This window comes from Streptomyces sp. NPDC042371, assembly GCF_056437465.1.
This window is the reverse complement of the sequence record NZ_JBWKAP010000006.1, coordinates 267,264-292,509: the sequence shown is the minus strand read 5'-3', so window position 1 is coordinate 292,509 and position 25,246 is coordinate 267,264. Positions and strand designations below refer to the sequence as shown.

Annotated in this window: 21 protein-coding genes; 3 read left to right on the top strand and 18 right to left on the bottom strand. The window is 71.6% G+C overall.

Going from position 1 to position 25,246, the window contains the following annotated elements; genetic code table 11:
• Window positions 1–217 precede the first annotated feature (217 nt).
• The 6 genes from AC068B_RS20410 to AC068B_RS20385 all read right to left on the bottom strand — a co-directional run bounded on the left by AC068B_RS20410 (window position 218) and on the right by AC068B_RS20385 (window position 8,393).
• Window positions 218–1,696: an esterase gene (locus tag AC068B_RS20410; protein ID WP_478673015.1), complete on the bottom strand. Its 1,479-nt coding sequence runs from the start codon at window positions 1,694–1,696 to the stop codon at window positions 218–220.
• A 275-nt stretch (window positions 1,697–1,971) separates the two neighbouring features.
• Window positions 1,972–2,883, bottom strand: a complete 912-nt coding sequence (locus AC068B_RS20405; protein ID WP_478673013.1) for a glycoside hydrolase family 16 protein — start codon at window positions 2,881–2,883, stop codon at window positions 1,972–1,974.
• 66 nt (window positions 2,884–2,949) lie between these two features.
• Window positions 2,950–4,608 carry an ABC transporter ATP-binding protein gene (locus AC068B_RS20400; protein ID WP_478673012.1) on the bottom strand — a complete coding sequence of 553 codons (1,659 nt, stop codon included), beginning with the start codon at window positions 4,606–4,608 and terminating at the stop codon, window positions 2,950–2,952.
• Window positions 4,605–5,597: an ABC transporter permease gene (locus AC068B_RS20395; protein WP_478673011.1), complete on the bottom strand. Its 993-nt coding sequence runs from the start codon at window positions 5,595–5,597 to the stop codon at window positions 4,605–4,607. Before AC068B_RS20395 ends, AC068B_RS20400 begins: the two co-directional genes overlap by 4 nt.
• Before the next feature lie 3 nt (window positions 5,598–5,600).
• Window positions 5,601–7,379 carry an ABC transporter substrate-binding protein gene (locus AC068B_RS20390; protein WP_478673009.1) on the bottom strand — a complete coding sequence of 593 codons (1,779 nt, stop codon included), beginning with the start codon at window positions 7,377–7,379 and terminating at the stop codon, window positions 5,601–5,603.
• Between the two features lie 54 nt (window positions 7,380–7,433).
• Window positions 7,434–8,393: an ABC transporter permease gene (locus AC068B_RS20385; protein WP_478673008.1), complete on the bottom strand. Its 960-nt coding sequence runs from the start codon at window positions 8,391–8,393 to the stop codon at window positions 7,434–7,436.
• 454 nt (window positions 8,394–8,847) lie between these two features.
• Between AC068B_RS20385 and AC068B_RS20380 the strand changes: the two genes are divergently transcribed.
• Window positions 8,848–10,953: a choice-of-anchor A family protein gene (locus AC068B_RS20380; RefSeq protein WP_478673006.1), complete on the top strand. Its 2,106-nt coding sequence runs from the start codon at window positions 8,848–8,850 to the stop codon at window positions 10,951–10,953.
• A gap of 33 nt (window positions 10,954–10,986) precedes the next feature.
• Here AC068B_RS20380 and AC068B_RS20375 read toward each other — a convergent pair whose 3' ends face one another.
• Window positions 10,987–11,685 carry a L,D-transpeptidase gene (locus tag AC068B_RS20375; RefSeq protein ID WP_478673005.1) on the bottom strand — a complete coding sequence of 233 codons (699 nt, stop codon included), beginning with the start codon at window positions 11,683–11,685 and terminating at the stop codon, window positions 10,987–10,989.
• 138 nt (window positions 11,686–11,823) lie between these two features.
• On the opposite strand from AC068B_RS20375, the gene AC068B_RS20370 reads away from it, so the two are divergent.
• Together AC068B_RS20370 and AC068B_RS20365 are read left to right on the top strand one after the other, a co-directional pair.
• Entirely contained in the window at window positions 11,824–12,207 is a 384-nt protein-coding gene (locus tag AC068B_RS20370) for a DUF779 domain-containing protein (protein ID WP_478673004.1), read from the top strand.
• A 139-nt stretch (window positions 12,208–12,346) separates the two neighbouring features.
• On the top strand, window positions 12,347–13,555 hold the full coding sequence (locus AC068B_RS20365) for a phosphodiester glycosidase family protein (RefSeq protein ID WP_468562013.1): 1,209 nt from the start codon (window positions 12,347–12,349) through the stop codon (window positions 13,553–13,555).
• 10 nt (window positions 13,556–13,565) lie between these two features.
• Here the strand turns inward: AC068B_RS20365 and AC068B_RS20360 are convergent, their stop codons facing one another.
• The 11 genes from AC068B_RS20360 to AC068B_RS20310 form a co-directional block, all read right to left on the bottom strand.
• Window positions 13,566–15,134: a hypothetical protein gene (locus AC068B_RS20360; RefSeq protein ID WP_478673003.1), complete on the bottom strand. Its 1,569-nt coding sequence runs from the start codon at window positions 15,132–15,134 to the stop codon at window positions 13,566–13,568.
• Between the two features lie 97 nt (window positions 15,135–15,231).
• Entirely contained in the window at window positions 15,232–15,426 is a 195-nt protein-coding gene (locus AC068B_RS20355) for a hypothetical protein (RefSeq protein WP_468561266.1), read from the bottom strand.
• Between the two features lie 129 nt (window positions 15,427–15,555).
• Complete coding sequence (locus tag AC068B_RS20350; protein ID WP_478673002.1) at window positions 15,556–16,416, bottom strand: phosphatidylinositol-specific phospholipase C/glycerophosphodiester phosphodiesterase family protein; 861 nt, start codon at window positions 16,414–16,416, stop codon at window positions 15,556–15,558.
• A 212-nt stretch (window positions 16,417–16,628) separates the two neighbouring features.
• Window positions 16,629–17,288 carry an ABC transporter ATP-binding protein gene (locus AC068B_RS20345; protein ID WP_478673001.1) on the bottom strand — a complete coding sequence of 220 codons (660 nt, stop codon included), beginning with the start codon at window positions 17,286–17,288 and terminating at the stop codon, window positions 16,629–16,631.
• Window positions 17,281–18,210 carry an ABC transporter ATP-binding protein gene (locus tag AC068B_RS20340; RefSeq protein ID WP_478673289.1) on the bottom strand — a complete coding sequence of 310 codons (930 nt, stop codon included), beginning with the start codon at window positions 18,208–18,210 and terminating at the stop codon, window positions 17,281–17,283. Before AC068B_RS20340 ends, AC068B_RS20345 begins: the two co-directional genes overlap by 8 nt.
• 44 nt (window positions 18,211–18,254) lie before the next feature.
• Window positions 18,255–19,139, bottom strand: a complete 885-nt coding sequence (locus AC068B_RS20335; RefSeq protein ID WP_478673000.1) for an ABC transporter permease — start codon at window positions 19,137–19,139, stop codon at window positions 18,255–18,257.
• On the bottom strand, window positions 19,132–20,097 hold the full coding sequence (locus tag AC068B_RS20330; protein WP_356254281.1) for an ABC transporter permease: 966 nt from the start codon (window positions 20,095–20,097) through the stop codon (window positions 19,132–19,134). Before AC068B_RS20330 ends, AC068B_RS20335 begins: the two co-directional genes overlap by 8 nt.
• A gap of 59 nt (window positions 20,098–20,156) precedes the next feature.
• Window positions 20,157–21,746: an ABC transporter substrate-binding protein gene (locus AC068B_RS20325; protein WP_478672999.1), complete on the bottom strand. Its 1,590-nt coding sequence runs from the start codon at window positions 21,744–21,746 to the stop codon at window positions 20,157–20,159.
• Window positions 21,747–21,907: 161 nt separating this feature from the next.
• Window positions 21,908–23,008, bottom strand: a complete 1,101-nt coding sequence (locus tag AC068B_RS20320; RefSeq protein ID WP_478672998.1) for an acyl-CoA dehydrogenase family protein — start codon at window positions 23,006–23,008, stop codon at window positions 21,908–21,910.
• A complete protein-coding gene (locus AC068B_RS20315) occupies window positions 23,005–24,192 on the bottom strand; it encodes an acyl-CoA dehydrogenase family protein (RefSeq protein WP_478672997.1) in 1,188 nt (395 codons plus the stop codon). The genes AC068B_RS20320 and AC068B_RS20315 overlap by 4 nt, the downstream gene beginning before the upstream one ends.
• On the bottom strand, window positions 24,189–25,157 hold the full coding sequence (locus AC068B_RS20310) for an NADPH:quinone oxidoreductase family protein (RefSeq protein WP_478672996.1): 969 nt from the start codon (window positions 25,155–25,157) through the stop codon (window positions 24,189–24,191). Before AC068B_RS20310 ends, AC068B_RS20315 begins: the two co-directional genes overlap by 4 nt.
• Between the last annotated feature and the right edge of the window lie 89 nt (window positions 25,158–25,246).

Below are 25,246 nucleotides of genomic sequence, written 5' to 3'. Positions count from 1 at the left end.
CCCAGTTCACTCGCCCGCCATATGTGGATTCGGCAAAGATCCCGCAGCTCAACTCGGTTCTACTGGGGGGTAGTTGGTCCATACCAAAACGAAGAGGCGCCACCGCGTACGGTGGCGCCTCTTGGTACCCCCGCCGAGGCGGGTTCAGAGTGTCGGAGCGCTGCGGCGACCGCTCCGGGGCCGGGCCCCGATGCCGCTGCCGCCGCAGGTGGTCATGCTACTCGTCGATCGCCGCGCCGAACGCCGCTCCCGTGGCGGGCGCGCCGAGCGAGCCCGCGCCGTACGTCCAGGACCCGGTGCCGGTGACGCCGCCCGAGCCCGCCGACAGCACCCACACCACGCCGTCCCCCGCGTTCTCACCGGGCGCGGCCGCGAGGAGCCCGAAGCGGCCGTCGCGGTTCGGGTCCGTGAGCCGGACCTGCGCGCCCCACTTGTCGCCCTTCTCCGCCTCGCCGGGAATGTCCGCGGAGTTCTGGTCGAAGGACTTCGCGCCGCTCGCCGTCATCCCGTTCTCCGAGCCGCGCAACACCCAGACGGCGCCCGCGTCGGCGACCGTCCCGATGTCCTCGCCCGGAGCGCCAATCGCGACGTCGGCATAGCCGTCGCCGTTGGTGTCCGCGACCGACAGGTCGGCGCCCCAGCCGTCACCGCGCTCGGCGACGCCGGGCACGCCCTCGGCGTCCTGCGTCCACCACTTGGCCTCGCTCACGAGACCGTCCTCGGTTCCGTAGCGCACGCCGACCAGACCGCCGGTCATGGTCTCGCCGCCGTCGTCCGGGGAGGCGGGCTCGCCGGTCACCAGGTCGTCGTAACCGTCGTTGTTGATGTCACCGGAGGCCGCCGCCGGGCCGCCCCGCAGATCGTTCTTGTACGTGAGGCCGTCGGCGCCGCCCGCGAACTGCACGGACCAGCCGTGACCGGGTTCGTCGCCCTCGGTCGTGCCGGAGGCGACGAGGTCGGCGTACCCGTTCTTGTCGTAGTCACCGGTGGTCAGCGACTTGGACACGATCGTGCTCGCGGCGGCCGACCTGCCGAGCCGCTCGTGGACCTGACGGCGCAGCGGCGCCTCGCCCCGGGCCTGCGGCGCGGGGTCGTACACGAACAGGTCCACGTTGTCCCGGTCGAGCACGGCGAGGAGGTCGCCGGGAGTGTCCGCGGTGAAGTGCGCCGCGGCGAGACCGAGGCCGAACTGCTGGCCCGCGGCGGCGTCCTGGCTCTGCAGCCAGCTGCTTGCGGACCCAGTGAGCCCCGACTTCGAACCCCACAGGACGGCGACGCCACCGGCGTCCGCCCCCGCGTCGAGGTCCTCGCCGGGGATGCCGATGACCGCGTCGTCGTAGCCGTCGCCGTCCAGGTCGCCGGTGGCGACGGCCTTGCCGAAGCCGTCGCCCGCTTCCGCGGCGCCGGACACACCGGCCGTCGACTGGCTGAATCTGGCGACGTCGGACGTGCCGATGCCTCTGGTGGAGCCGTACTGGACCGTGACGAGGCCTGCTCCCTTGGCCCCGCTCACCGTGGCGCCGGGGGCGCCGACCAGGACGTCCTCGTATCCGTCGCCGTTGAAGTCACTGTTGCGGTCGTCGGCGCGGGTACCCCCAGGGGTGCCGGCGAAGGCGGCGGGGGCGGCGGCGATACCGGCCCCGGTGAGCAGAAGGAACGATGCCGCGGCGAGGGCGGCCGAACGGTTCTTGCGCACGAGCGGCTCCTGTGAAGGAAGGTGGCCGGGCAGGCGCGGGGGGTGTCCGGAAAGGGCCCGTTCCTTGTCCGGCGCCCTGTTCGACACGGCATGGGGCGCAAGGGTTGTACGAGGCCCTCATTCCGCTACTGGGACGCGAAGTCGCAGGTCCTGAGGGGCACTTCGGGACGACCCCGGGACGTCGCCCGCGGCGGGCATCCGGACGCCATCCCGGCCAGGCTCCCGGGGCCGCTACGCGCAGGCCCCGTGGCGTCACTTACCGCAGGCCCCGTGCGTCACTTCCAGCCGTACGCGTACGCGGCCACCCAGGTGATCTCCAGCTGGGCGCTGCTGCCGGGTTCTGCGCCCGGTCCTTCCAGGGCGCTCTCGTTCTGCAGGACCCAGGAGAGCGGCCGGTCGGGCACGCCCCGCGTGTCGTGTCCCGTCTCGCGTCCGTCGACGAAGAACCGCACGTGGCCGGGGGTCCACTCGGTGGAGACGGTGTGCCACTCGGTCCAGTCGTCCGCGCCCGGGTAGGAGCCCTGTTCGCCTCCGCCGCAGGGGTGGTGGAAGGCGGTCAGGGAGCCGGTCCACTCGCCTTCGGGGTGGTCCATCTCGCAGCCGCCGCCGTAGTGCAGCCACGCCGACTTGTAGCCGGGCGCCTGCTTGGTCACCTTGATGCGGGCGCTGTACTTGCCGTACTTCATCTGCATGACGGCGCGCGGTACGACCGCCGACGCGTGGACGGGCCCTCCGTCGGCGGGCCGCCACATGCGGATGCGCATGCGGCCGTCACCGTCGGCCGCAGGTCCCACGCTCACGGTGTCCTCCGGGTGGTAGACGCCGACGACATCGCGGTTCCTGTCGTTGGCCGTGTCGCGCCAACCGGTGGGGTAGGCCCACCAGTTGTCGCGATAGGCGCCGTCGAGCCCCGCGCAGTACGCGGCGGACGTGTCGGCGTGGTGGTCGCAGTCGGCGAACGCGCCCAGCGGCACCCGGTCGCCGTTGAAGTCCTCGGCCAGGACCTGCCAGAACGGCCCGCAGTCCCCGAGCGGCAGCGTGCTGCCCGCGGTCCGGCAGGCGTCCGCCGACAGCGGCGCTCCCCCCGCGCTCGGGATGCACAGCAGGGCCGCCGCCAGCGTCACCCCGAGCGCACCGGCCACGACCGGCCGCCCGCGCCGCCGTCCCGCCGCCGCATGTGATCCCATCGTGCCGCCTCCGCTCCACGGACGCCCCACAGGAGGGGCCATCCTCGTGGAGCGCGGACCGCCCCGCTACAGCCGCGCCGCCAGCAGTTCCTTGGTGTACGGCTCCCGCGGCCCGTCGAAGATGTCCTCCCGCGTGCCGGTCTCGACGATCGCGCCGTGGCGCATCACCGCGATGCGGTCGCAGAGGTGGCGGACGACGGCGAGGTCGTGCGAGACGAACAGGAGGGAGAGGCCGAGCTCTTCCCGCAGGTCCATCAGGAGGTTCAGGACCTGGGCCTGCACCGAGACGTCCAGTGCGGAGACCGGTTCGTCGGCGATGATCAGGCGCGGCCGCGGTGCGAGGGCCCTGGCGATGCCGATGCGCTGGCGCTGGCCGCCCGAGAACTCGTGCGGGTACCGCGGGAGGTGGGCGGCGTCCAGGCCGACCTGCGCCAGGAGTTCGGCGGCGCGGTCGCGGCGCTCCTCGCGGGTCATGCGGGTGTGGACCCGCAGCGGCGTGGTGACGATCTCCTCGACGGTGCGGCGCGGGTTGAGCGAGGCGTACGGGTCCTGGAAGACCAGTTGGACCTCGCGGCTGAGCGCACGGCGCAGCGCGGCGTCCTCGGCGGCGCGCCCGATGTCACGGCCGTCGAAGCGGACCGTGCCGCCGGACGGTCTCTGCAGCCCGGCAAGGACGCGGGCGGTCGTGGACTTGCCGGACCCCGACTCGCCGACCAGTCCGAGGGTCTCACCCTCGGCGAGGCTCAGGCTGACGCCCCGCACGGCATGCGTGGGCTCGCGGCGTCTGCCGAGGAGCGTGCGTCCGCCACCGAACTCCACCCGCAGGTCGGTGACTTCGGCGAGGGGGACGCCGCCTTGCGGCCGCGTCCGTGGCTCCGTACGGACGGGTGGTTCCGGGACGTCCACGGTCGGCAGCCTGCTCCCGGGAACGGTGTCCAGGGAGGGCGCCGCACCCACGAGCGCGCGGGTGTAGGGGTGGGACGGGGCACTGAGCACGCGGCGCGTGGGTCCCGTCTCCACCGTGCGCCCGCCCCGCATGACGAGCATGCGGTCGGTCACCGCGGCGACCATGTCGACGTCGTGCGTCACCAGCAGGACGGCCGTGCCGAACTCCTGCTGCAACTCGCCGAGCAGATCGAGTACTTGGCGCTGGACGCGGACGTCGAGCGCGGTGGTCGGCTCGTCGGCGATCAGCACGTCGGGGCGGTTGATCAGCGCCATGGCGATCATCACGCGCTGGCGCATCCCGCCGGAGAACTGGTGCGGGTAGTCACGGACCCGGGAGGCCGCGATGCCGACCCGCTCCAGCATCTCCACGGCCCTGGCCCGCGCCTGCTCCCGGCCCGCGTCCTTGTGGTGCAGCCGGTAGGCCTCGGCGAGCTGGGCGCCCACGCCGTGGAAGGGCGAGAGCGAGGCGAGGGCGTCCTGGAACACCATGGCGATGCGTCCGCCGCGCAGCGCCTTCAGGCGGTCCTCGCCCGCGGTCACCACGTCGGTGCCGCCGACCTCGACGCTGCCCCGCACGGTCGTCCGCGCGGGATCGTGCAGCCCCATCGCGGCGAGCCCGACCGTGGACTTCCCCGACCCCGACTCCCCCACCAGACCGAGGACTTCACCGGGTGCCAGGTCGAAGGAGACGTCCTCGGCGGCGGTGACGGTGCCGCGCGGTCCGGTGAACTCCACCGTCAGATCGCGTACGCGCAACACCGCTTCGCGTTCCGTCATGCCACCCTCGCCCTCGGATCGAGCCAGGCCACGACCAGGTCGGCGACGGCCACGAACACCACCACGAAGAACGCGGCGATCAGTACGGTGCCGACGACGGTCGGCAGGTCGTTCTGGGTGACGGCGTCGACGGCGAGCTTGCCGACGCCGCTGAGCCCGAAGACCGTCTCGGTGATGAACGCGCCGCCGAGCAGCGCCCCCACCTCCAGGCCGAGGAGCTGCACGATCGGTGCGGCGGCCCCTCGCGCGGTGTACTTCAGATGGGTGCGCAGGGTGCCGAGCCCCTTGCCGCGCGCCGTGCGCACGTACCCCTCGTGCATCACCTCCAGGAGCTGGGCGCGGGACAGCCGGGCGAAGACCGCGGCGTTGACGAAGCCGAGCACCAGGCAGGGCAGCAGCAGTCCGGACACCCAGGCTGCGGGGTCCTCGCCCGGCGGCGTGTAGCCGGGCAGCGGCAGCCAGCCGGTGGAGTACACGAGCAGGTACTGCAGCGCGTATCCGAGGAAATAGATCTGCACGCTGGCGCCGAGCAGGGTGAAGCCGGACAGGAGCCGGTCACCGACGGAGCCGCGGCGCAGCGCGGAGACGAAGCCCGCACCGATGCCCACCACCACGATCACGGCGAGCGCCCCACCGGCCAGCGAGAGGGTGACGGGGAAGCGTCCTGTGATCGCGGAGAGCACCGGTTCGTGCAGGGTGTACGAGTAGCCGAGGCAGGGCGCGGGGCAGGCGATGGCGGTGCCGTCGACGTCGCTGATGGTGCGGCCCGCGACCAGTCCGCGCAGGTAGTCGGCGTACTGGGTGAGGATCGGCTGGTCCAGGCCCATGCTGTGGCGGACGGCCGTGACCTGCGCGGCGTCGCACTTGGGGCCGCAGGCGATGGTCGCGGGGTCGGAGGGCGCGGCATAGAAGAGGGCGAAGGCGGTGGCGGAGATGGCGAGGAGCACCACCACCGCCTGCAGCCCCCGTCTGGTCAGATAGGTGAGCATGGGTCAGGACTTCTTCAGGTACAGCCAGGCGGGGCTGATGGTGCCGTAGATGGGGTGGATGAAGGCGCCGCCGACGTTCGCGCCGCGGGGCTGCTGGACGCGCTGGTGCAGGAACGGCACGAGCGGCACGTCCTTCATGATCGTGTTCTTCTCCAGGGCGACGAGGGCCTTCGCCTTCTCGGTCGCGTCGCCGAGCTTCGCGATGCGGTCGAGCTCCTTGTCGACGGCCGGGTTCTTGTAGCGCGGGTCGTTGTCGAGGCTGTCGCGGCGGCTGTCGAAGCGGTAGGGCACTCCGGTGGCGGGCGTCGGCCAGTCCACGGAGCTGCCGGACATCCACAGGTCGTACTGCGGATCCGGGCTGCGCAGGACTTCGTTGGTGTAGGCGGGCAGCGGCATCGGCTTGGTGACCAGGGTGATGCCTGCCTTGGCGAAGGCCTCGACGAGGACCTGTGCGACACGGTCGTTGGCGGCGTTGGACTCGTAGGCGTAGGTCAGGCTCTTGACCGGCTTCCCGGCCTTGGCGAGGTGCTCCTTGGCCTTCTTGATGTCGCCGGTCGGGGCGACCGGGTACGTGTCGTACTTCTGGTAGCCGACGATCGCGGGCGAGGAGTACGTGGTGGCGATGTCGCCGACGCGCGGGCCGCCGAGCGCCTGCCGTGCCTGCTGACGCGGGAAGAGGTAGTGGACGGCCTTGCGGACCTCGGGGTCGGGGACCCGGTCGTTCCTGACGACCAGGTGGTACGTGAACGCGCCGCGCCGCCCGTCGACGACGAGTTGCTTCTTCGCCGGGTCGCGGGTGGCCTCGCCGTACAGCTCGGGCGGCAGTTCGTTCTTGGTGGTGACGGTGTCCGCGCCGTCGCCCCGCCCGTTGAGGATCTCCTGGGCGGTGTTGAGCTCCTTCTTCTCGAAGGTGAACTCGAACTTGTCGGCGTACTGGTGGCGTATCGGGTCGGTCGCCGCCTTCCAGTGCGGGTTCCGCTCCAGGGTCATGCTGCGGTTCTGCTGGTGCTCGACGATGCGGTACGGGCCGGTGGCGAAGGGCTTGACGTCGTACTTGGTGCCGGTGTCCTTGTCCGGGCGCACGGGCGAGGAGGACGACTGCGCGGCCATGAACGGCACGTCGGACTGCGGCTTCGCGAAGTGGAAGACGATGGTCTTGTCGTCCGGCGTCTCGATGCCCTTGAAGGCGCCGTCCTTCTTCGGGCCGCCATAGGTCTTCCGGGCCTCTGCGAGGTCCTGCTTGCCGGTGAGCCACTGCGGCCAGTAGGGCGGGCCGAGTTCGAAGCCGGGCGCGAAGGTGCGCTCGATGCCGTACTTGACGTGCTGCGCGGTGATCGGCTTCCCGTCCTCCCAGGCGATGCCGTCCTTCAGCCGGTACGTCCAGGTGCGGCTGCCGTCGGATGGCTTGCCGGTGTCGGTGGCGAGGTCCCCGACGAGCTTCGCCTTGCCGTCGACGACCTGGTACTGCGTGAGCTGACGGCCCCAGAGCAGCGAGGTGTTGTAGGTCTCGCCCGCGTAGATCTTCTGCGGGTCGAGGTGCGAGGCGTCGCGGAGGTTGGCGACGCGGAGGGTGCCGCCGCGCCGCGCACCCTCGACGGCGGGCGCCGGGCCCGCGCTGTCCTCGGCGGTCCCGATGCCCGCGACGAGCCGCGGCTCCTGCGCCACCGACGGCGCGCCGTCGCCGTTCGCCCCCGCGCCCGAGGAGCACGAGCAGAGCACGAGCATGGCGGAGACGGCGGCGACGGCAGGCACGGCGGCGCCGCGCGGGCTGATTCTGGGCATGACGAACTCCCTTGAGAGCGTGCAGGGTTGATGCGAGGAGGAAGAGCGGGTCGCTCAGCGGCGCGTACGGGGATCGAGCGCGTCCCGCACCGAGTCGCCGAGCAGGTTGAAGGCGACGACGAAGACGAGGATCGTGACGCCGGGGAAGAGCATGTACGTCGGGTCGTCGTAGAAGACCTCGGCGCCGCGGGCGATCATCCGGCCCCAGTCGGGGATGGGTTCGCTGATGCCCACGCCGAGGAAGGAGAGCGCGGCCTCGGCGGTGACGATGCCCGGCAGCGCGATGGTGATGTGCACCAGGACGGGCGCCCACACGTTGGGCAGCAGCTCGCGGAACACGATGTGCCGTCGGCTCGCCCCCACCGCCCGTGCCGCGTCGATGAACTCCCGCTCGCGCAGGGACCGCACGGTGGTCCGCAGCATCATGGCGAGCGGCACCCAGCCGAAGGCGGCGAAGACGAGGACGAGGACGGTGAACTGCATCCACGCGGGCTCGTTCTCGCCGGGCGGGACGAAGCGCGTCTGGATGATCGGGCTGAGGGCGAGGAGGAGCAGCAGGGTCGGGAAGGCGAGGAGCACGTTGCAGACGAAGGTGAAGACGCGGTCGGCGAGTCCGCTCAGATAGCCGACGGTCACCCCGAGGACCACGCCGACGACGGCGATGAGGGCGATCGACGCGACGGCGACGAGCAGCGAGGTGCGGATCCCGTACAGCAGCTGGGTGAGGACGTCACGGCCGAGTCCTGGCTCGACGCCGAACCAGAAGTCGCCGGACATCCCACCGCCCGGCAGGACCGGCAGCCCTTCCTCGCTGAGCAGTCCCGGCTCGTTCTGGCCGTAGTGCTCGGTCGGGTTCTTGTCGTAGAGGACGGCGAGCAGCGGGGCGGCGAGCGCGAGCACGGCGAACAGCAGGACGACGCCCAACGAGGCGAGGCCGAGCCGGTCCCTGCGGAAGGCCCCGACGGCCACGGCGAACGGGCCGTGTGGGGGTGACTGTTTCTGTACGTCGGCCATGCGCTGCCGTGCTCCTGGTGAAAAAGGTTGGTCCGTACCGGGTTTCCGTGCCGGGTTGCGGAGAATTACAACACCGCTGGAACGGGCCCTGCCACACGCCCGGAAGGCCTTCACGGCGTTCATGATCAGCACGTTTCAGGAGCCTTTCCGGAGGCCGTGAATTGTTCATGACGCCGCAACAGAAGCAGGAATTATTCACGCCATACCGGGACGTTCATCCGAAGGCTGTCAGACCTCGCGTTACCTTGTGAGCTCCCCCACATACCTTCATTCATAAGGCGTTACACGGTAAATCACGACGTTCCGAAGGTCGTGAGCCGATGTCACGCGAATGGACCAACACTCATCCTTTGCAGTGCTCTTCTTATGAAGCGCGGATAGGTTCAATGGTCCGGGACGTCAATCGTGCGAGCCTCCTCCACGTCCCTTGACCCTGTGAGGAGCTGATGTGCGCGTGACCTTTCCTTCCCTCATCCAGACCGGAATGAGGTACCTCTGTCTCCTCGGCGTCGTGGCGGGAACCAGCCTGTCGGCCCTGCCCGCCGAGGCCGCCGTGGCGAAGCCCCTGCCGGGCGGCCTCGGCCCGTGCGTGCCGGGCAACTGCCCGAGCGGTGGATACCCGCCCATCAACAACGACGGGATCAAGTACCGCGACAACGGCATCAACGTCTACGTGGGCGGGGACTTCCTCGTCCGCGAGAAGGCCGCGGAGGCCGAAGGCCGGGTCGTCGTCCTCGGCGACTTCGACCAGGACAAGGCTGACGGCGTCAGCGGCATCTACAACGTCGGCGAGGCGGGCGTCGGCTCCCGGGTGGCGCCTCCCGTGGGGTCGGACTGGCTCACCACGGGAGGCAACGTCACGGTCGCCGCCGGAGAGCGGCTCATCGCCGAGGAGGGCGTGGTGCGGTACGCCAAGGACGCCACCGGCACGATCGTGGCCACCAAGCGCCAGGACCCCGACGCCGCCAAGCCCTACATCCCGCTGCGCGACGAGCTGACCGCAGCCAGCCAGTGCTACGCGCACCCCGAGGGCGGCACACGCACGCCCACCGGCCGGGCCGTCCACGCGGGCGGCGAGACTCTGTTCAGCGGCGACAACACCTCCATGCTGCAGGTCTTCAACGTCGACTTCGACCTGATGGGCGGCAGCGGCGGCCAGGAGGGCATCCGCTTCGAGGGGATCCCGGACGGCGCCACCGTCCTGGTCAACATCCTCGGCACGAACCGCACCATCAACACCTACAGCGGCACCATCGACGACAGCAGTCAGCTGAACAAGATGCGCAGCCGCCTGCTGTGGAACTTCCCCGACGCCACCTCGGTGGAGGTCAAGGGCACCGGGCAGTTCCAGGGCAGTGTCCTGGTCGGCAACCAGGGCTCGATGACCACGGTCAGCGTGCCGGGCATGAACGGCCGCTTCTTCACCACGGGCTCGCTCACCCACACCAGCGGGGCGTCGGGCGGGGGCGGCCAGGAGTTCCACAACTACCCCTTCGACGGTGACCTGCCGGACTGCGCCACCGCGCCCACCTCCGGCGAGGTCAAGGTCGTCAAGACCGACGAGGACGGCGGCAAGCCGCTCGCGGGCGCCGAGTTCGAGCTGTGGCAGGAGTCCAACGGCGTCGACGGACTGCAGACCGGCGGCGCCGACCCGGACAAGAAGATCGGCAGCCCCTGCGTCACCGAGGCGCAGGGCGAGTGCGCGCAGACCGTGCCGCTCGGCACGTACTACTGGCGCGAGACCAAGGCCCCGAAGGACTACGAACTCCCTTCGCCGAACGTCTTCGGACCGCTGGAGCTGACCGCGGCCAACGCCGATGCGGGCGTGTCGGTCCCGGCCACCAACAAGAAGAAGGACGAGCCGACCGTCAAGGAGGGGCCTGTCACCGTCGTCAAGAAGGACCAGGAGACCGGGAAGCCCCTGCCGGGCGCCGTCTTCCAGCTCTGGCGCGAGACCAACGGCACCCCCGGCCTGCAGCAGAGCGGCGCGGACCCGGACACCGCCAAGGGTTCGCCCTGCACGACGAACGGCGCCGGGACCTGCCGCAGGACGGTCGCCGTCGGCACGTACTACTGGGTCGAGACCAAGGCCCCGAACGGATACGAGCTGCCCGACCCGGCGGTCTTCGGGCCCCTCGTCCTCACCGACGCCGATGTCGCGGTCGGAGCCTCCGTCGAGGCGCTGAACCACGCGCAGCGGCACCCGGGCACCCCGGGTTCGATCACCGTCGTCAAGAAGGACAAGAAGACGGGCAAGCCCCTGTCCGGTGCCGTCTTCCAGCTGTGGCGCGAGAGCAACGGCAGGCCCGGCCTCCAGTCGACGGGCGCGGGCCGGGACACCCTCACCGACGGTGGCTGTGCCACGGACGGCCGCGGCCGGTGCGCGTTCCAGGGCCTCGCGCCCGGCTCGTACTACCTCAAGGAGACCGCCGTTCCCGACGGCTACGTCCTGCCCGCCAAGAACGTCAACGGCCCCCACAAGGTCACCGGCCACAAGCCCGCCAAGGACATCACGGTGACGCTCACCAACCAGCGCGGCGGAGGCAAGAAGGGGAAGTGATCCCCGGCGGTCCTCCGCGGGGCACGGGTGGCGTCAGCCGCCCGTGCCCGGCTTCGTTCCCCAGAGGTAGAGGCGGTCGCCCTTCTGCAGCAGGTCGTAGAGCCGCCTGGCGTCGTCCACGGCCAGGTTGACGCAGCCGCCCGAGCCGGACGAGAAGAGATCCGTGCGGGTGCCGTGCAGGGCCTGTCCGCCGTTGAAGAACTGCGCGTACGGCATGGGGACGTGGTAGATCGTCGAGTAGTGGTCGCGGTTCTTCCAGTAGATCCGCTGCCAGCCGCGGCGGGTCTCCAGACCGTCCCTGCCACTGCGGATCGGCACCGGGTCGAAGACCAGCCTGCCTCCGCTCTGCGCCCACAGGATCTGCCGGGTCAGGTCCACGCAGGTGACCCGGTACGGCTTCACGGGGCAGGCCCGTCGTTCCGCGGGGTCGCGCCGGATCTTGTCCGCGACCAGGAAGCGGTACGTCCGCAGGGTGGCGCTGCCGTCCGCGGGGCGGATGCCGAGCCGCTCCTGGAGCCGCCGGATGGCCGCGCAGTCGGCGGCGGACTGGCGCCCGTCGACGGGCAGCCGCAGCTCACGCTCCAGTTCCCGCTGGTATGGAGCGGTGCCCGCGCGGCACGCCGGTGCGCGGGAGGCGGCGTACGGAGCGGCATGAGCGGGTCCGGAAGCCGCCACGTGCGACACGGGAACGGCCAACGACAGTGCGGCGATCGCCGAGGGGAGCCAACGCATCGCACCAGCTTCACCCGCGCGCCGCCGCACTCGGCGCGACACGACCCGACAATCCCACAATTGGTCCGAACGGGGGTCGCGCGGACCGGGGCCTCCCTCGCAACCCTGTTGCAACGTGCCGAGGGGCAGAGTCCTGCCATGGACCGTCATGAGACGAAGGACGCCGGGGGCGACGTCCCCCGGGTGGAGCTCACCCCCGCCGCCGCGCTGCTCCTGCGGCAGCTGAGGGAGACGCACGGGCCGCTGATGTTCCACCAGTCGGGCGGCTGCTGCGACGGCAGTGCCCCCATGTGCTACCCGGACGGCGAGTTCCGTACCGGCCAATCCGACGTCCACCTCGCGTCGCTGACGGTCGATGGGGTGGCCGAGCCCGTAGCGTTCTGGATGTCGAAGAGCCAGTACGAGCTGTGGAGCCACACCCGGCTGATCGTGGACGTCGTGCCGGGACGGGGCAGCGGCTTCTCGCTGGAGGCCCCGGAGGGCGTGCGTTTCCTCATCCGTTCCCGCCTGGTCGGAACGTAGCCACCGGGCTCTGGTGAACTCCTCTGGCTGCTGCGACAGTTGCTTCGCTGACCGGTCGACTCCTGGGGGATCTGTGACTCGCCAGAAACAACGCGGTGGACGGTTCAGAACGGCCCTGACCCTCGTCACGACGCTCGGCATGCTGGCCGGGGCGGCTCTCACGGGAGCGGCCCCGGCCAGCGCCGCTGCCGGGGGTGGTGCGCGGGCCTCAGGACCGGTGGCGCCGGGCGTGGAGTATCGGTACTTCGATGTGCAGGGCTCGCACGGCGCGGCCCGTGTGCACGTGCTCGACGTGGATCTGCGCGACCCGCGCACGAGCGTCGGCCTGCTGTATCCGGGCAAGGTCGCCGCGCGCTCGCCCGTCTCCGCGCTCGCGGACGGGGCCGGTGCCGTCGGCGGCATCAACGGTGACTTCTTCAACATCACCGAGACGCAGCACCCCGGCGTCGAGGCGACGGGCGCGCCCGTCGGACCGGCGATCGCGAGCGGCCGTGTGCTCAAGGGCGCCGTGCCGGACGGGCAGCGCTTCGGGCCCGCGATGCCGCCGGGCGTGACCACCGAGGCCGTCCTCGGCGTGGGGTACGACCGCAGGGCCCGCCTGGACAGCCTCGCCCTGGACGGGGAGATCCGCACGCGGGGTGCCCGCCTCCCGCTGGGCGGCCTGAACCAGTACGCGCTGCCGGTGGGTTCCGTCGGCGCGTTCACCAGCGACTGGGGCTCCGTGTCGCGGCTGCGGTCGACCTGCGGCACCGACACGAGCCGCGGCGCGCCCTGCAGCACGGACACCCACGAGGTGACGGTCCGCGGCGGTCGCGTCGTGGCCTCGTCCGACACGCCGGGCGCGGGCCCGATCGCCCCGGGCAGCACAGTCCTGGTCGGACGCGAGGCGGGCGCGCAGGAGCTGCGCAAGCTGTCGGCGGGTGACTGGGTGTACGTCAAGCACCGCCTGGTGGCCGCCGAGTCGCGCATGCCGCTCCGCTTCGCCCTCGGCGGCTATCCGGTGCTCCGCCGCGGTGTGCCGCTGCCCGGCCTGGACGGCGTCACGTCGGCGGTGCGGACCGCCGCGGGGATCTCCGACGACGGGCGACGCCTGCTCCTGCTGTCGCTGGACGGGTCGCCGGAGTTCCGTGCGGGCCTGACGATCGCCGAAGTGGCGCGGACGCTGCAGGAGCTGGGTGCGCGGGACGGCTTCAGCCTGGACGGCGGCGGCTCGTCCACGCTGGTCTCGGCCACGTCCACGCTGGTCGCGCGGCCCCCGGGCGCCGATGCCGTGACGGTCCGCAACAACCCCAGCGGGGGGATCGAGCGGCCGGTGCCGAACGGCATCGGCGTGTTCTCCCGGTCCTGAGCCGGTTCCCTCACTCCGTGTCGCGCACCGCCACGAGCCCGTTGAAGGCGCCCACATAGGCCGTACCGTCGGGTCCGAGCGTCACGGGCGCCCAGTTGTTGTCGTAGGCGATGCCCGTACCGGCGAGCCGCTTCCAGCGGGTGTCGCCGGTACGGAAGTCGACGGCGGTCAGGTACCACGCATCGATGCCGAGGCGGTTGGGCTCCTTCGTGTAGAAGTACAACAGGCCGTTGGCGGTGGACAGTTTGGGCACGGTCGACGGGGAGCGCACCCCGCTCTCCCAGGCCGTGTCGCAGCCGGTGCCGTCCTTGCGCACGTCGATCCGGCTGACGCCGCCGACGACGCTGCGGCCGAGGGTGAGCGAGGTGATGTTCTCGTAGCCGTAGTTGTTCTCGACGACGAGGCTGTTGCCCCAGGTGATCAGCGAGTTGTCGGTGGTGGAGGCGCCGGAGCCGAAGACGGGGACCTTGCAGACGAGCCGCTCGTCGTCGGGCACGTCGGCGCCGCGCCGGTAGACGAGGACGTTCATGCGGTCGTCGGCGTTGTCGGTGATGGCCACATAGTCGTCGTGCTCGCCGAAGAGATCCGGGGTGGTGCCGGAACCCTGGTTCACCGAGCCGGGCTTGGTGCCGGTGCCGCGGTCGTACGTCTGGCGCCAGAGGACCTTCGGGGTGCCGTCGGCGGTGGCCCGGAAGCTGTACAGGGCGTGGTCGGAGACGATCGAGACGCCGTCGTCGGCGACGGAGAACGAGTTCTGGATCTCCTCGCCGTCGAGGCGGACGGAGCGGATGTCGCCGGACTTGGGGTCGACGGTGCCGATGCGGCCCTGCCGGGTCACCCACCAGATGCGCCCGTCCCAGTCCGGCATCACCGACGTCACCGGGTCGCACTCGCCGCTCGGGTAGAGGTTGGTCCAGCTCACGCAGTCGTGCGGGACGTGGTCCGTCAGGTCCCACTCCTTGTCGACGACGAACCGCCAGCCGCCGCCCGCCGTCCGCTCGTGCGCGAGCCGCACGATGTGCTGGCGTGAGTCGGCGAGGACGAGCCGGTCCTCGTTGTCGAGGTACGAATAGGCCCCGCCCGACGTGTCCTTGAAGATCTTGGAGAAGTCGAGACGCGTGATGGCCTCGACGGTCGAGGGCCGCTGCGGCAGCTTGTACTCGGCGAGCGTGTCCAGTGTCCTGGGATCCAGCAGCTTGACCAGGAACCCGGTGAACGTGCCGCACACGGTGACGATGCGCCCGTCGCGGTCGAAGGTGACGGTCGCGCACTCGCCGCCCAGCGCCGCCATCTTCTCGCTGTCGGCGGCGGGCCGTTTCCCGAGCGGTCCGCTCCAGGGGTAGGTCCCGCTGCCCGCCGCGTCGGCGTGCATGCCGCTGCGGCCGTTGGCGGCGAGGTACGGGTGCTGGGGCGGCGGGGTGCCGGGCAGGGGGCGGGCCTCGGCGGGCGCGCCCTCGTACTGCTCGACGAGCCGGTGCCCGGGGGCGTTGGGTATCTCGTCGGCGTACGCGGGCACCGCCAGGGAGACGGTCAGGGCCACGACACCGGCGGGAACGATGCGGCGCAGTCTGCAAAACATGCGCCGAAGCTAGAGCGCACCCGCCCAACTGTCCATGACGCAGAGTCAGTTGTTCATGAACTCGCAAGACTGGCAGGACCGAATGGCCTGCGAAGGCTCATGGCCGAATGGAACTGACGATCTCCGCGGTGGCCGTGAGTCCGTTGTGAATGGTCGGCGCCATGCTCGTGCTCGCCAGATAGAACCCGAGGAGCCCGCAGACGACGGCGTGCGACACCTTCAGCGCTCCGTTGCGCAGAAAGACCACCGCAAGGACCACGAGCAGCAGCACGACAGAGATCGAAACGGCCATGGGAAGTACCTCCTCCGCCACGTGGAACCGCGGCTTCCGGCCGTCAGTCTGGCGTAACGGAGGGGGCATCCGGGCGTCTGACCTGTGCTCCGAACGGGTGCTACTTCCGAGCGGGTTGATCGTCGAAGATCATCCGCGGTGCGCGTCGAGGAAGGCCTCGAGACCCGCGAGGTCGTCGGTGTTGAGATGGTCGACACCGGCGGCGAGCAGTTCGCCCCAGACCGCGTCGCGCTGCGGCCCCGGCAGGTCGGGCGTCGCCCAGAAACGGACGCGCTGACCGTGCGCGTGGGCCGCGGAGACGATGCCGCGCAGCTTCTCCCGCTCCGCCGCCGGTATCGGCCCCACGCCCTGCCAGCTGAAGTTCAGCGCCCAGTTGTCGCTGATCAGCGGGATCAGCGAGGCGGGCGCGGCGGTCCCCAGATCGGCGAGGCGACCGTCGTAGAAGGCGTACCGGACCCGCTGCGCCTCCATCGGGGCACGCGCCGCACGGTCACCGGACACGACGGCCGTGACCGCGCCGCGGCGCACCTTCCCGTAGGTGTACGACGTGAAGAGGCGCCGGTAGGGCCGCAGATGCCGGTGCAGCTCGGCGTACGTCGACGCGCCCTCGGTCTTGATGTCGATGAGCAGCTGGAAGGGGACGCGGTGGTAACCCCGGTACACGGAACCGTGGTTGGCGCGCACCCGGGCGGCCAGGGGCTCCAGGTAGAGCGACTCCAGGGTGCGGGTGGGGTCGAGGTCCACCGGGTCGTGGGCGACGAGGAGCTGCCCGTCGACGAGATAGATGTCGGCCTCGACGCTGCCGAAGCGGTGGTCGAGCGCGTCGAAGAGGGGCCGGGGGTGTTCGTAGTCGTTGTGGGCGTGGGCGCGGATCAGGGGCCTGGGGTGGTGGCCGCCGCCGCTCGCATGCGCGTAGGCGGGTATCGCGACGCTGCCCGCGACGGCGGCTCCGAAGGTGGTGAGGGCTCTGCGACGGGTGGTGAGGGCCATGTCTGCCTCCCGGGGGCGAGTGGAATCAGGGGGTGGGGTACTGCGACGGGCTGAGCCGAAATGAGTATGAGGCTCCGCCCGCGCCAGGAAACCTGCCCTGTCCGGGAGTTGGCGCTTTGAAGATGGCGTTGGGCATGCCGCTGCAGATGAGGGAGCCGTTGCGGCGGAAGGCCTCGTCGAGGACGCCCTCGTGTTCCCAGCGGGTGAGGATGTCACCGGCCCGCCAGTTCGTCCCAGTGCACCGTCCGGTCGCACCACCGCTCCAGGAGTACGCGGTCGTGGCCGACGGCGAGGAGTCCGGCGCCGCGCTCGGCCCGGTACTCCTCGACGACGTGGACGAGCGCCGCCGTCGTCGAGGCGTCGAGCATCGCCGTCATCTCGTCGCAGATCAGCCAGCGGGGGCGGAGCACCAGGGCGCGGGCCAGGCAGGCCCGTTGCAGCTGGCCGTCGCTCACCTCGTGCGGGCGGCGGCCCAGGAGGTCCGTGCCGAGGCCGACCCGGGCGGCCAGCTCAGGGACCGTGGCGGCCGCTTCGGCGCCGCGTCCGACGGCCCGCAGCGGTTCCGCGATCAGCGCGGTGAGGGTCAGGCGGGGGTCCGCGGAGAGCCGTGGCTGCTGGAAGACGACGCCGAAGGCGGTGCGCAGTTCGCGGGGCGCCCGGTGCCGCCAGCCGCATGCGGTCTCGCCGTCGATGACGACCTGCCCCGCGTCGGGCCGGTGCAGGAGGGCGGCGACCCGCGCCAGGGTGGACTTGCCGCAGCCGCTGGGGCCGAGCAGCCCCACGGACTCGCCGGGCGCGAGGGTGAGGCCGACGTCCCTGACGACGGGGGCACGGCGGTCGTACCCGGCGGTGATGGAGCGCAGTTCAAGCACGGGGCGCCTCCAGCACGTCCGCGTGGGGGTGGTGGCAGGCCATGCCGTCGGTGAGCGCGGGCAGCGTCCCGCACGCCCGGTCGGCCCGCTCGCAGCGCGCCGCGAAGGCGCAGCCCGCGGGGAGCGCGGACAGTTCGGGCGGCATGCCGGGGACCGGAGTGAAGGCGCGCTCCGGAAGGGCGTTCAGGAGCCCGCGGGCATAGGGGTGCCGGGGTCCCGGCGTGCCGAAGAAGTCGGCCGCGTCGGCGAGTTCGACGACGCGGCTCGCGTACATCACGGCGACCCGGTCGGCGATGCGCTCGGCGGCGGCGAGGTCGTGGGTGATCAGGAGCAGCGCGCGGTCGTCGCCGACGTGCCTCCGCAGCTCGTCGACGGTGCGGTCCACCAGGTCCCGGTCGAGGCCGGTGGTGGGCTCGTCGGCGAGGAGCAGCGGCGCGTCGCCGATCAGGGCGAGCGCGGTGGCGGCGCGCTGGGCGAGGCCGCCGGACAGCTCGTGGGGGTAGCGGTCGAGGTGTCCCATGGGGAACGCGGCGCGCTCGGCGGCCGCTTCAGCCGCGGCCCTGAGCTGCGGCTTCCGTACGCCCGCCAGCTCGCGCAGGGTCTCCTCCAGCTGGGAGCGGACGGTGCGGACCGGGGTGAGATGGGCGGCGGGGCTCTGCGGTACGAGGCCGACGCGGCGCCCTCGTACGGTGCGGGCCAGCGTGCGCTCGTCGGCGGTGAGGAGGTCGACGCGGCCCGTGCCTTCGGCGTCGCCGATCAGCGCGGATCCGGCGGTCTCCGCGTTCTGCGGGAGCAGCCCGAGCAGCGCGGAGGCGAGCACGGACTTGCCGCAGCCGCTCTCGCCGACCAGGGCGAGGCACTCCCCCGCCGCGAGGTCGAAGGTGGCGTCGGTGACGGCGGACACGTGGGTGCCGCCGCGCATGCGGAACCGTACGGAGAGTCCGTTGACGGAGAGGACGGGGACCGTCACAGCATGAGCTCCGATCGGCGCCGGGGATTGATCCGTTCCCGCCAGGCGCCCGCGAGGCCCGCGATCGCCAGGGTGGGCACGATGATGAACAGGCCGGGGAACAGCGTGGGCCACCAGTCGCCCGCGAGGAGGGAGCCGCGCGCGCTCTGCACGAGCGTGCCGAGGCTGGCCTGGTGGGAGGGGAGTCCGAGGCCGAGGAAGGACAGTGCGGACTCGTGCCAGATGGCGTGCGGCACCATCAGGACGGCGGCGAGTCCGGCCTGCGGCAGGACGCCGGGCAGCAGGTGCCGCACCGCGACGCGCGTCCGCGAGGCGCCGCCGGAGATCGCCGCGTCGACGTAGGGCCGTGAGCGCAGCGAGAGGACCTCGGCGCGCACGATGCGGGCGGTGGACAGCCAGTGCGTGAGCGCCACGGAGACGACGACCGGCCAGACGCCTGGCCGGAACATCGCGACGATGAAGATGCCGAGCAGCAGATGCGGCACGGCGGCGAAGACGTCCACGAGGCGCATCACGAGCCGGTCCACCCAGCCGCCCGACGCGGCGGCGATGGCGCCCACCGCCGTGCCGATGACGGTGGCGACGACGGCCGCGACGACACCCACCAACAGCGAGACCCGCAGCCCGTACACGCAGCGCAGCAGCAGGTCGCGGCCGACGTCGTCGGTGCCGAAGGGGTGGGCCAGCGACGGCGGCTGGAGCTTCGCCGCCAGGTCGACGGCCTGCTCGTCGAGGTGGACGAGGGGCGGTACGAGGAGGACGGCGAGGACGACCGCGGCGACGAGCACCGCGGCGGTGCGCACCCGCCACGCGCGCGTGGAGCGGCGCACGCCGCCCCGGTCGCGCCACACGATGTCAGCCATCTCGGCCTTCTCAGCCATCGAATCCCACCCTCGGATCGGCGAGGCCGTACAGGAGGTCGGCCACGAGGTTGCCGAGCAGCACCGCGACCGTGGCGAGCGCGGTCAGCGCGGCGAGCAGCGGGAAGTCCACGGAGGTCGCGGCCTGCACGGTGGCCGCGGCGATGCCCGGCCAGCTGAAGACGGTCTCCACCAGGAGCGCTCCGGTGATCAGTTCGGGTACGCGCGAGCCGATGAGCGTCAGGACGGGCAGCATGCCGGAGCGCAGCGCGTGGCCGAGGAGCACGGTCCGCTCGGCGAGGCCACGCGCGCGTGCCCCGCGCACGGGGTCGTCGCCCAGGGCGTCGCCGACCCCCTGACGCACGTACAGCACGAACCAGGGCAGCTGGGAGACGGCGAGCACACCGGCGGGCAGCACCAGGTGGCTCGCGACCTGTCCGGCCGTCACGGTCGAGCTGGCCGTGTCGGTGAGTCCGCCGGAGGGCAGCACGCCGAGCTTCAGCGCGAAGAACCAGACGGCGAGGAGGCCGAGCCAGAACGGCGGCGCGGCTTCGAGGGTGTACGCGAGGGACGTGACGGCACGGTCGAGCCAGCCGCCGGGCCTGCGGGCGGCGAGCACGCCGAGGGCGGTGCCGAGGAGGATGGCGACGACGAACGCGGTCGCGGCGAGCAGCACGGACCAGCCGATGCGTTCGCCGATGGCGTCCGCGACGGGCTGCCTGAGCGTGCTGGAGTCCCCGAAGTCGCCGGAGAGCGCCGAGGTCAGCCAGTCCCACCAGCGGGCGGTCAGCGGCCGGTCGACGCCGAGGTTGGCGCGCAGCTGGTCGAGGTTCTCCTGGGATGCGGTGAGTCCGGCCGTGCCCGCGTACGCCTTGACGGGGTCGAAGGGCGACGCGGCGGCGATGGCGAAGACCCCGAAGGTGACGAGCAGCAGCACGGGTACGGCGAACAGCGCCCGCCGGGCGACGAGCCGGGCCATCGGCCCCCAGGGGAGGCGACGGCGCGTCGCCTCCCCCGGAGCCTTGGTTGTCGCAGACGTCACTTCTTCGGCTGCCAGTCCTCGACGTTCCACCAGGGACCGGAGGCCAGGCCGTGGTCGTGCGGCTCGACCTGGGTGCTCAGGTCGCCGAACTTCTTGTCGACGACGTAGAGGTGGTCGATGTGCGTGAGGAACGTGTAGCCCGGGTTCTTCACGAGCTCGCGCTGGATCGTGTCGTAGGCGGCCTGGCGCTCGGCGTGGTCGCCGCTCTTGCGGGCGTCCTCCAGGGCCTTGTCGACCTTGGGGTTGTCGTAGTGCGCCATGTTGTTGAAGCCGTCACCGGCGAGGGAGGACTTCAGGAGCGTGTACTGGTCGAAGTCCGGGTCGGCCGGGGAGCCGCCGCCCGCGAGGACCGCGTCCTTGGGCATGCGGGGCTCGATGACCTCCCACGTGCCGGACTGCACCTCCACCTTGACGCCGATCTTCTTGGCGTCGGAGGCGTAGGCGAGGGCGTGGTCCTGGCGGAGCTTGTCGCCGGAGAGGTACCAGAGCGGGAACTTCGCCTGGACGCCGTCCTTCTCGCGGATGCCGTCCTTGCCCGGCTTCCATCCGGCGTCGTCGAGGATCTTCTTCGCCTTGGCGGCGTCGAACTTGCGCTCGGTGCCCTTGGTGAACCACGGGCTGTCGGTCGGGACGGGCCCGTAGGCCTCCTTGCCCTCGCCGTACAGGATCGAGTCGACCATGGCCTTGCGGTTCACGCCGACGTCGAGGGCGCGCCGGATGTCGGTGTCACCGGCGACCTTGTTGCCGGTGGGCAGGGTCACGACGCGGTAGTCGAAGGTCTTGGCGGCGTAGGTGTTCCTGCCGCTGTCGCTCTTGTACTTCTTGGCGAGGTTGGGCGGCAGGATCGCGCCGTCGAGCTCACCGGCGTCGAGCCGGGTCGCGCGGATGTCGTCGTCCTTGATGATCGCCATGGTGAAGTTCTTGACCTTCGGCGCGCCGCCCCAGTAGCCGGGGTTGGCCTTGAAGGTCAGCTTCTCGCCCTTGGACCACTTGACCAGCTCGTACGGTCCCGTGCCGACCGGCTTGGTGGTGAAGGTGCCGGTGTTCACGTCCTGCTTGCCCGCGACGTGCTCGGGCGCGATGGGCAGGACGGTGCGCTCGGCGAACGGCGCGTAGGGGTACTTGAGGTGGAAGACGACGGTGCCCTCGCCCTTCGCCTCGACGCTCTTGACGGCGTCCAGCTCGGTCTTGGACGCGTTGTTGGTCTTCTTGTCGAGGATCGTCTCGTACGTGAAGACGACGTCCTTGGCGGAGAAGGGCTTGCCGTCGCTGAACTTGACGCCCTCGCGGAGCTTGTACGTGTAGGTCTTGCCGTCGTCGGCGACCTTGGGCAGCTCGGCCGCGAGGGCGGGCTTGAGCTTCATGTCGGCGTCGTGCGTGAGCAGCCCGTCGAAGATCTTCGAGTTGCCGTCCTTGCCGTAGCCGAGGAGCGGGCTGAGGGTCTCGGGCTCGTACGCGATGCCGACGACCGCGGAGTCCTTCGCGCCGCTGTCGCCGTCGCCCGGCGCCGAGCACGCGGAGGCGGCGACAGCTGTCGCGGCCGCCATCGCCACCGCGCCTGCGCCCCGTATCGATCGGGCCCTCATGCTCCACACCCCTACTGAAGATCAGCTGTTATTGCGAACAGATCGCAATTATGCCGTACGTAATGGTGGCGTAAAACGCGCAGCCCACACCTGGTAGGTGTGGGCTGCAGGAAAATACGGGGGTGGGGTGTCCGGGGAGCGTCAGGGTGGCCCGGCGAGCCTCAGGGGGCCTGGAGGTCGACCAGTGCCGCCAGCGCCTCACGGTGCCTGCCCGCCGTGCCGTAGGCGATCGAGTCCGCCTTGGCGCGCTTCAGATAGAGGTGGACGGGGTGCTCCCAGGTCATACCGATGCCGCCGTGAAGCTGCAGCGCCTCCTCGGCGGCGTGCACCGTGACGGAGGCGGCGTAGGCCTGGGCGAGGGCTGCTGCCACGTCCGCGTCGGCGCTGTCCGTCGCGAGGGCGTCGGCCGCGTTGCGCGCCGCGGCGCGGGTGTTCACGACCTCCAGCCACAGCTGCGCGAGCCGGTGCTTGAGCGCCTGGAAGGAGCCCACGGGCCGGTTGAACTGGTGGCGCTCCTTGGTGTACCGGACGGTCTCCGTCAGGCACCACTCGGCGACACCGAGCTGCTCCGACGCGAGCAGGGCGGCACCGGCCCGCAGGCCCCGCCGTACCGCCGCGTCGGCGTCCCGCGTGAGCTCGCGCGCCGCGGCCGCGTCGAAGGTCACCGTGGCGAGCGGCCGGGTGAGGTCGAGGGAGGTCTGCGGGGTGACGGTGACGCCGTCCTGCGCCGTGTGGACCGCGAACAGCCCGCCGTCGGCGGGAACGAGCAGCACATCGGCGCCTGCCGCGTCCGCGATGCCGGTCAACTCGCCGTGCAGCGCGCCCGCTTCATGGCGTACGCCCTGGAAGGGAGCGCCAGGGGCAACCGCGAGGCCCACCGCGAGCGCCCCCACCGTGCGCCCGGCGGCGAGCGCGCCCAGCAAATCGGTGGCCTCGCTTCCCCCACAGCCCAGCAGCGTCTCCGTGGCGACGACGGCGCTGGTGAGATAGGGCACGGGCGCGACCGAGCGGCCCAACTCCTCCAGGACGACGGCCGCTTCGCGGTGCGTGGCGCCCTGCCCGCCCAGGTCCTCGGGCACGAGGAGCCCGGCGAGACCCATGCCTTCGGTGAGCGCCTTCCACAGTTCGCGGTCGTGCGGCCCGTCGGCCCCGGGGGATTCGGCGCGGGCGAGGACGGTGGCGGCATCGCACCGGTCGGCGAGCAGGCCCCGCACGGCCGAGCGCAGCGCCTCTTCCTCTTCGGAGTAGAGCAGGTCACTCATCGCGCGAGGTCCTTCCAGGCGACGTCCTTGTCGGTGCGCGGCTCGGCGGGCAGGCCGAGGACGCGCTCGGCGACGATGTTCAGCAGGACCTCGCTGGTCCCGCCCTCGATGCTGTTGCCCTTGGAGCGCAGATAGCGGTAGCCCGCGTCACGGCCCACGAAGTCGACGAGCTCGGGCCTGCGCATCGTCCAGTCGTCGTACAACAGGCCCTCCTCGCCGAGGAGTTCCACCTCCAGGCCGCTGATCTCCTGGTTGAGGCGGGCGAAGCCGAGCTTCATCCCGGAACCCTCGGGGCCCGGCTGTCCGGCGACGAGCTGCTGGCGCAGCCGCTCCCCGGTGAGCCGGGCCACCTCCGCCTCGACCCAGAGCTTCAGCAGGCGCTGGTGGAGGTCGTGGGTGCGCAGATCGGGGCGGTCGCGCCAGGCCGCGGCGACCGGGCCGATCATGCCGCCCTCGCGCGGGATGCGCATGCCGCCGATGGAGACGCGCTCGTTCATGAGCGTGGTCTGGGCGACCTTCCAGCCGTCGCCGACCTCGCCGAGGCGGTGCGCGTCGGGGATGCGCACATCGGTCAGGAACACCTCGTTGAACTCGGCCTCGCCGGTGATCTGGCGCAGCGGACGCACCTCGACGCCGGGGTCGGTCATGTCGCACACGAAGTACGTGATGCCCCGGTGCTTGGGCGCGTCCGGGTCGGTGCGGGCGATGAGGATGGCCCAGCGCGCGTTGTGGGCGCTGGACGTCCACACCTTCTGGCCGTTCACCACCCAGTCGCCGCTCTCCCCGTCGCGGACGGCGCGCGTGCCGAGCGCCGCGAGGTCGGAGCCCGCGCCCGGTTCGCTGAAGAGCTGGCACCACACCTCATCGCCGGTCCACAGCGGGCGCAGGAAGCGGCGCTTCTGCTCCTCGGTGCCGAAGCCGAGGACGGTGGGCGCCGCCATGCCGAGGCCGATGCCGATGCGGCGCGGGTCGTTGTCCGGCGCGCCCGCGGCCTCCAGCTCGGCGTCCACGACGGCCTGCAGGGAGCGTGGCGCGCCCAGGCCGCCGAGACCCTCGGGGTAGTGCACCCAGGCGAGACCGGCGTCGAAGCGGGCCTGGAGGAAGGCTCCGCGGTCCGCCGTGGCGGGCGGGTGCTCGGCGAGCAACGCGCGGGTGCGGGTGCGCAGTTCGTCGGCGTCGGTCATGCGGCACCTCCGTGCGGCAGGACGACCACGCGGCCGGTCGTGACGCCGTCGGCGACGCGCTGCACGGCGGAAGCGGCGCCGTCCATCGGCACGCGCTCGCTCACCAGCGGCTTGATGGCGCCCTTGGCGGCGAGCTCGGTCAGCTCCTCGTGGCAGCGCAGGATGGAGCGCGGGTCCTTGGTCTTGTAGAGGCCCCAGTGCAGGCCCATGATCGAGTAGTTCTTCACGAGCGCGTGGTTGAGCGCGGGGGTGGGGATGGCGCCACTGGCGAAGCCGATGACGATGATCCGGCCCTCGAAGGCCACGCACTTCGCGGACTTGGCGTACGCGTCACCGCCCACGGAGTCGTAGATCACGTCGGCACCGCGTCCGCCGGTCGCCTCCTTGACGGCACCGATCACGTCGTCCGAGCGCCGGTCGAGGACCAGGTCGCAGCCGAGCTCGCGCGCGACCCGCACCTTGTCCGCGCCGCCGACGACACCGATGACCTTGGCGCCCGCCGCCTTGCCGAGCTGCACCGCGGCGCTGCCCACCCCACCGGCGGCCGCGTGCACCAGGAGCGTCTCGCCCGCCTGGAGGTGCGCGCGGCGGTGCAGGGCGAACCAGCCGGTCTGATAGCCGATGTGGAGCGCGGCGGCCTCCGCGTCGTCGAGCGCGTCGGGCGCGGGCAGCAGCCCGGCGGTCTCCGCGACGGCGTACTCGGCGAGACCTCCGTGCGGCAGCACGGAGTTGGCGATCACGCGCCGCCCGTCCTCCGTCTCGCCGCAGATCTCCACGCCAGGCGTGAACGGCAGCGGGGGCCGCACCTGGTACTGCCCGCGGCAGAGCAGCGCGTCCGGGAAGTTGATGTTCGCGGCACGGACCTTCAGCAGCACCTGCCCCTCGTCGAGCGCGGGGCGTGCCACCTCCGCGAGGCGCATCACCTCGCCCGGCTCGCCGTTCTCGTGCACTTGCCATGCCTGCATGCGGGGCCTCCACGGGGCTGTCGTAGACCGTGCTCACCCGCATACTAAGCGGTCGCTTGCCCTAAGGGAACCGTTCCGGGAACAGCCCC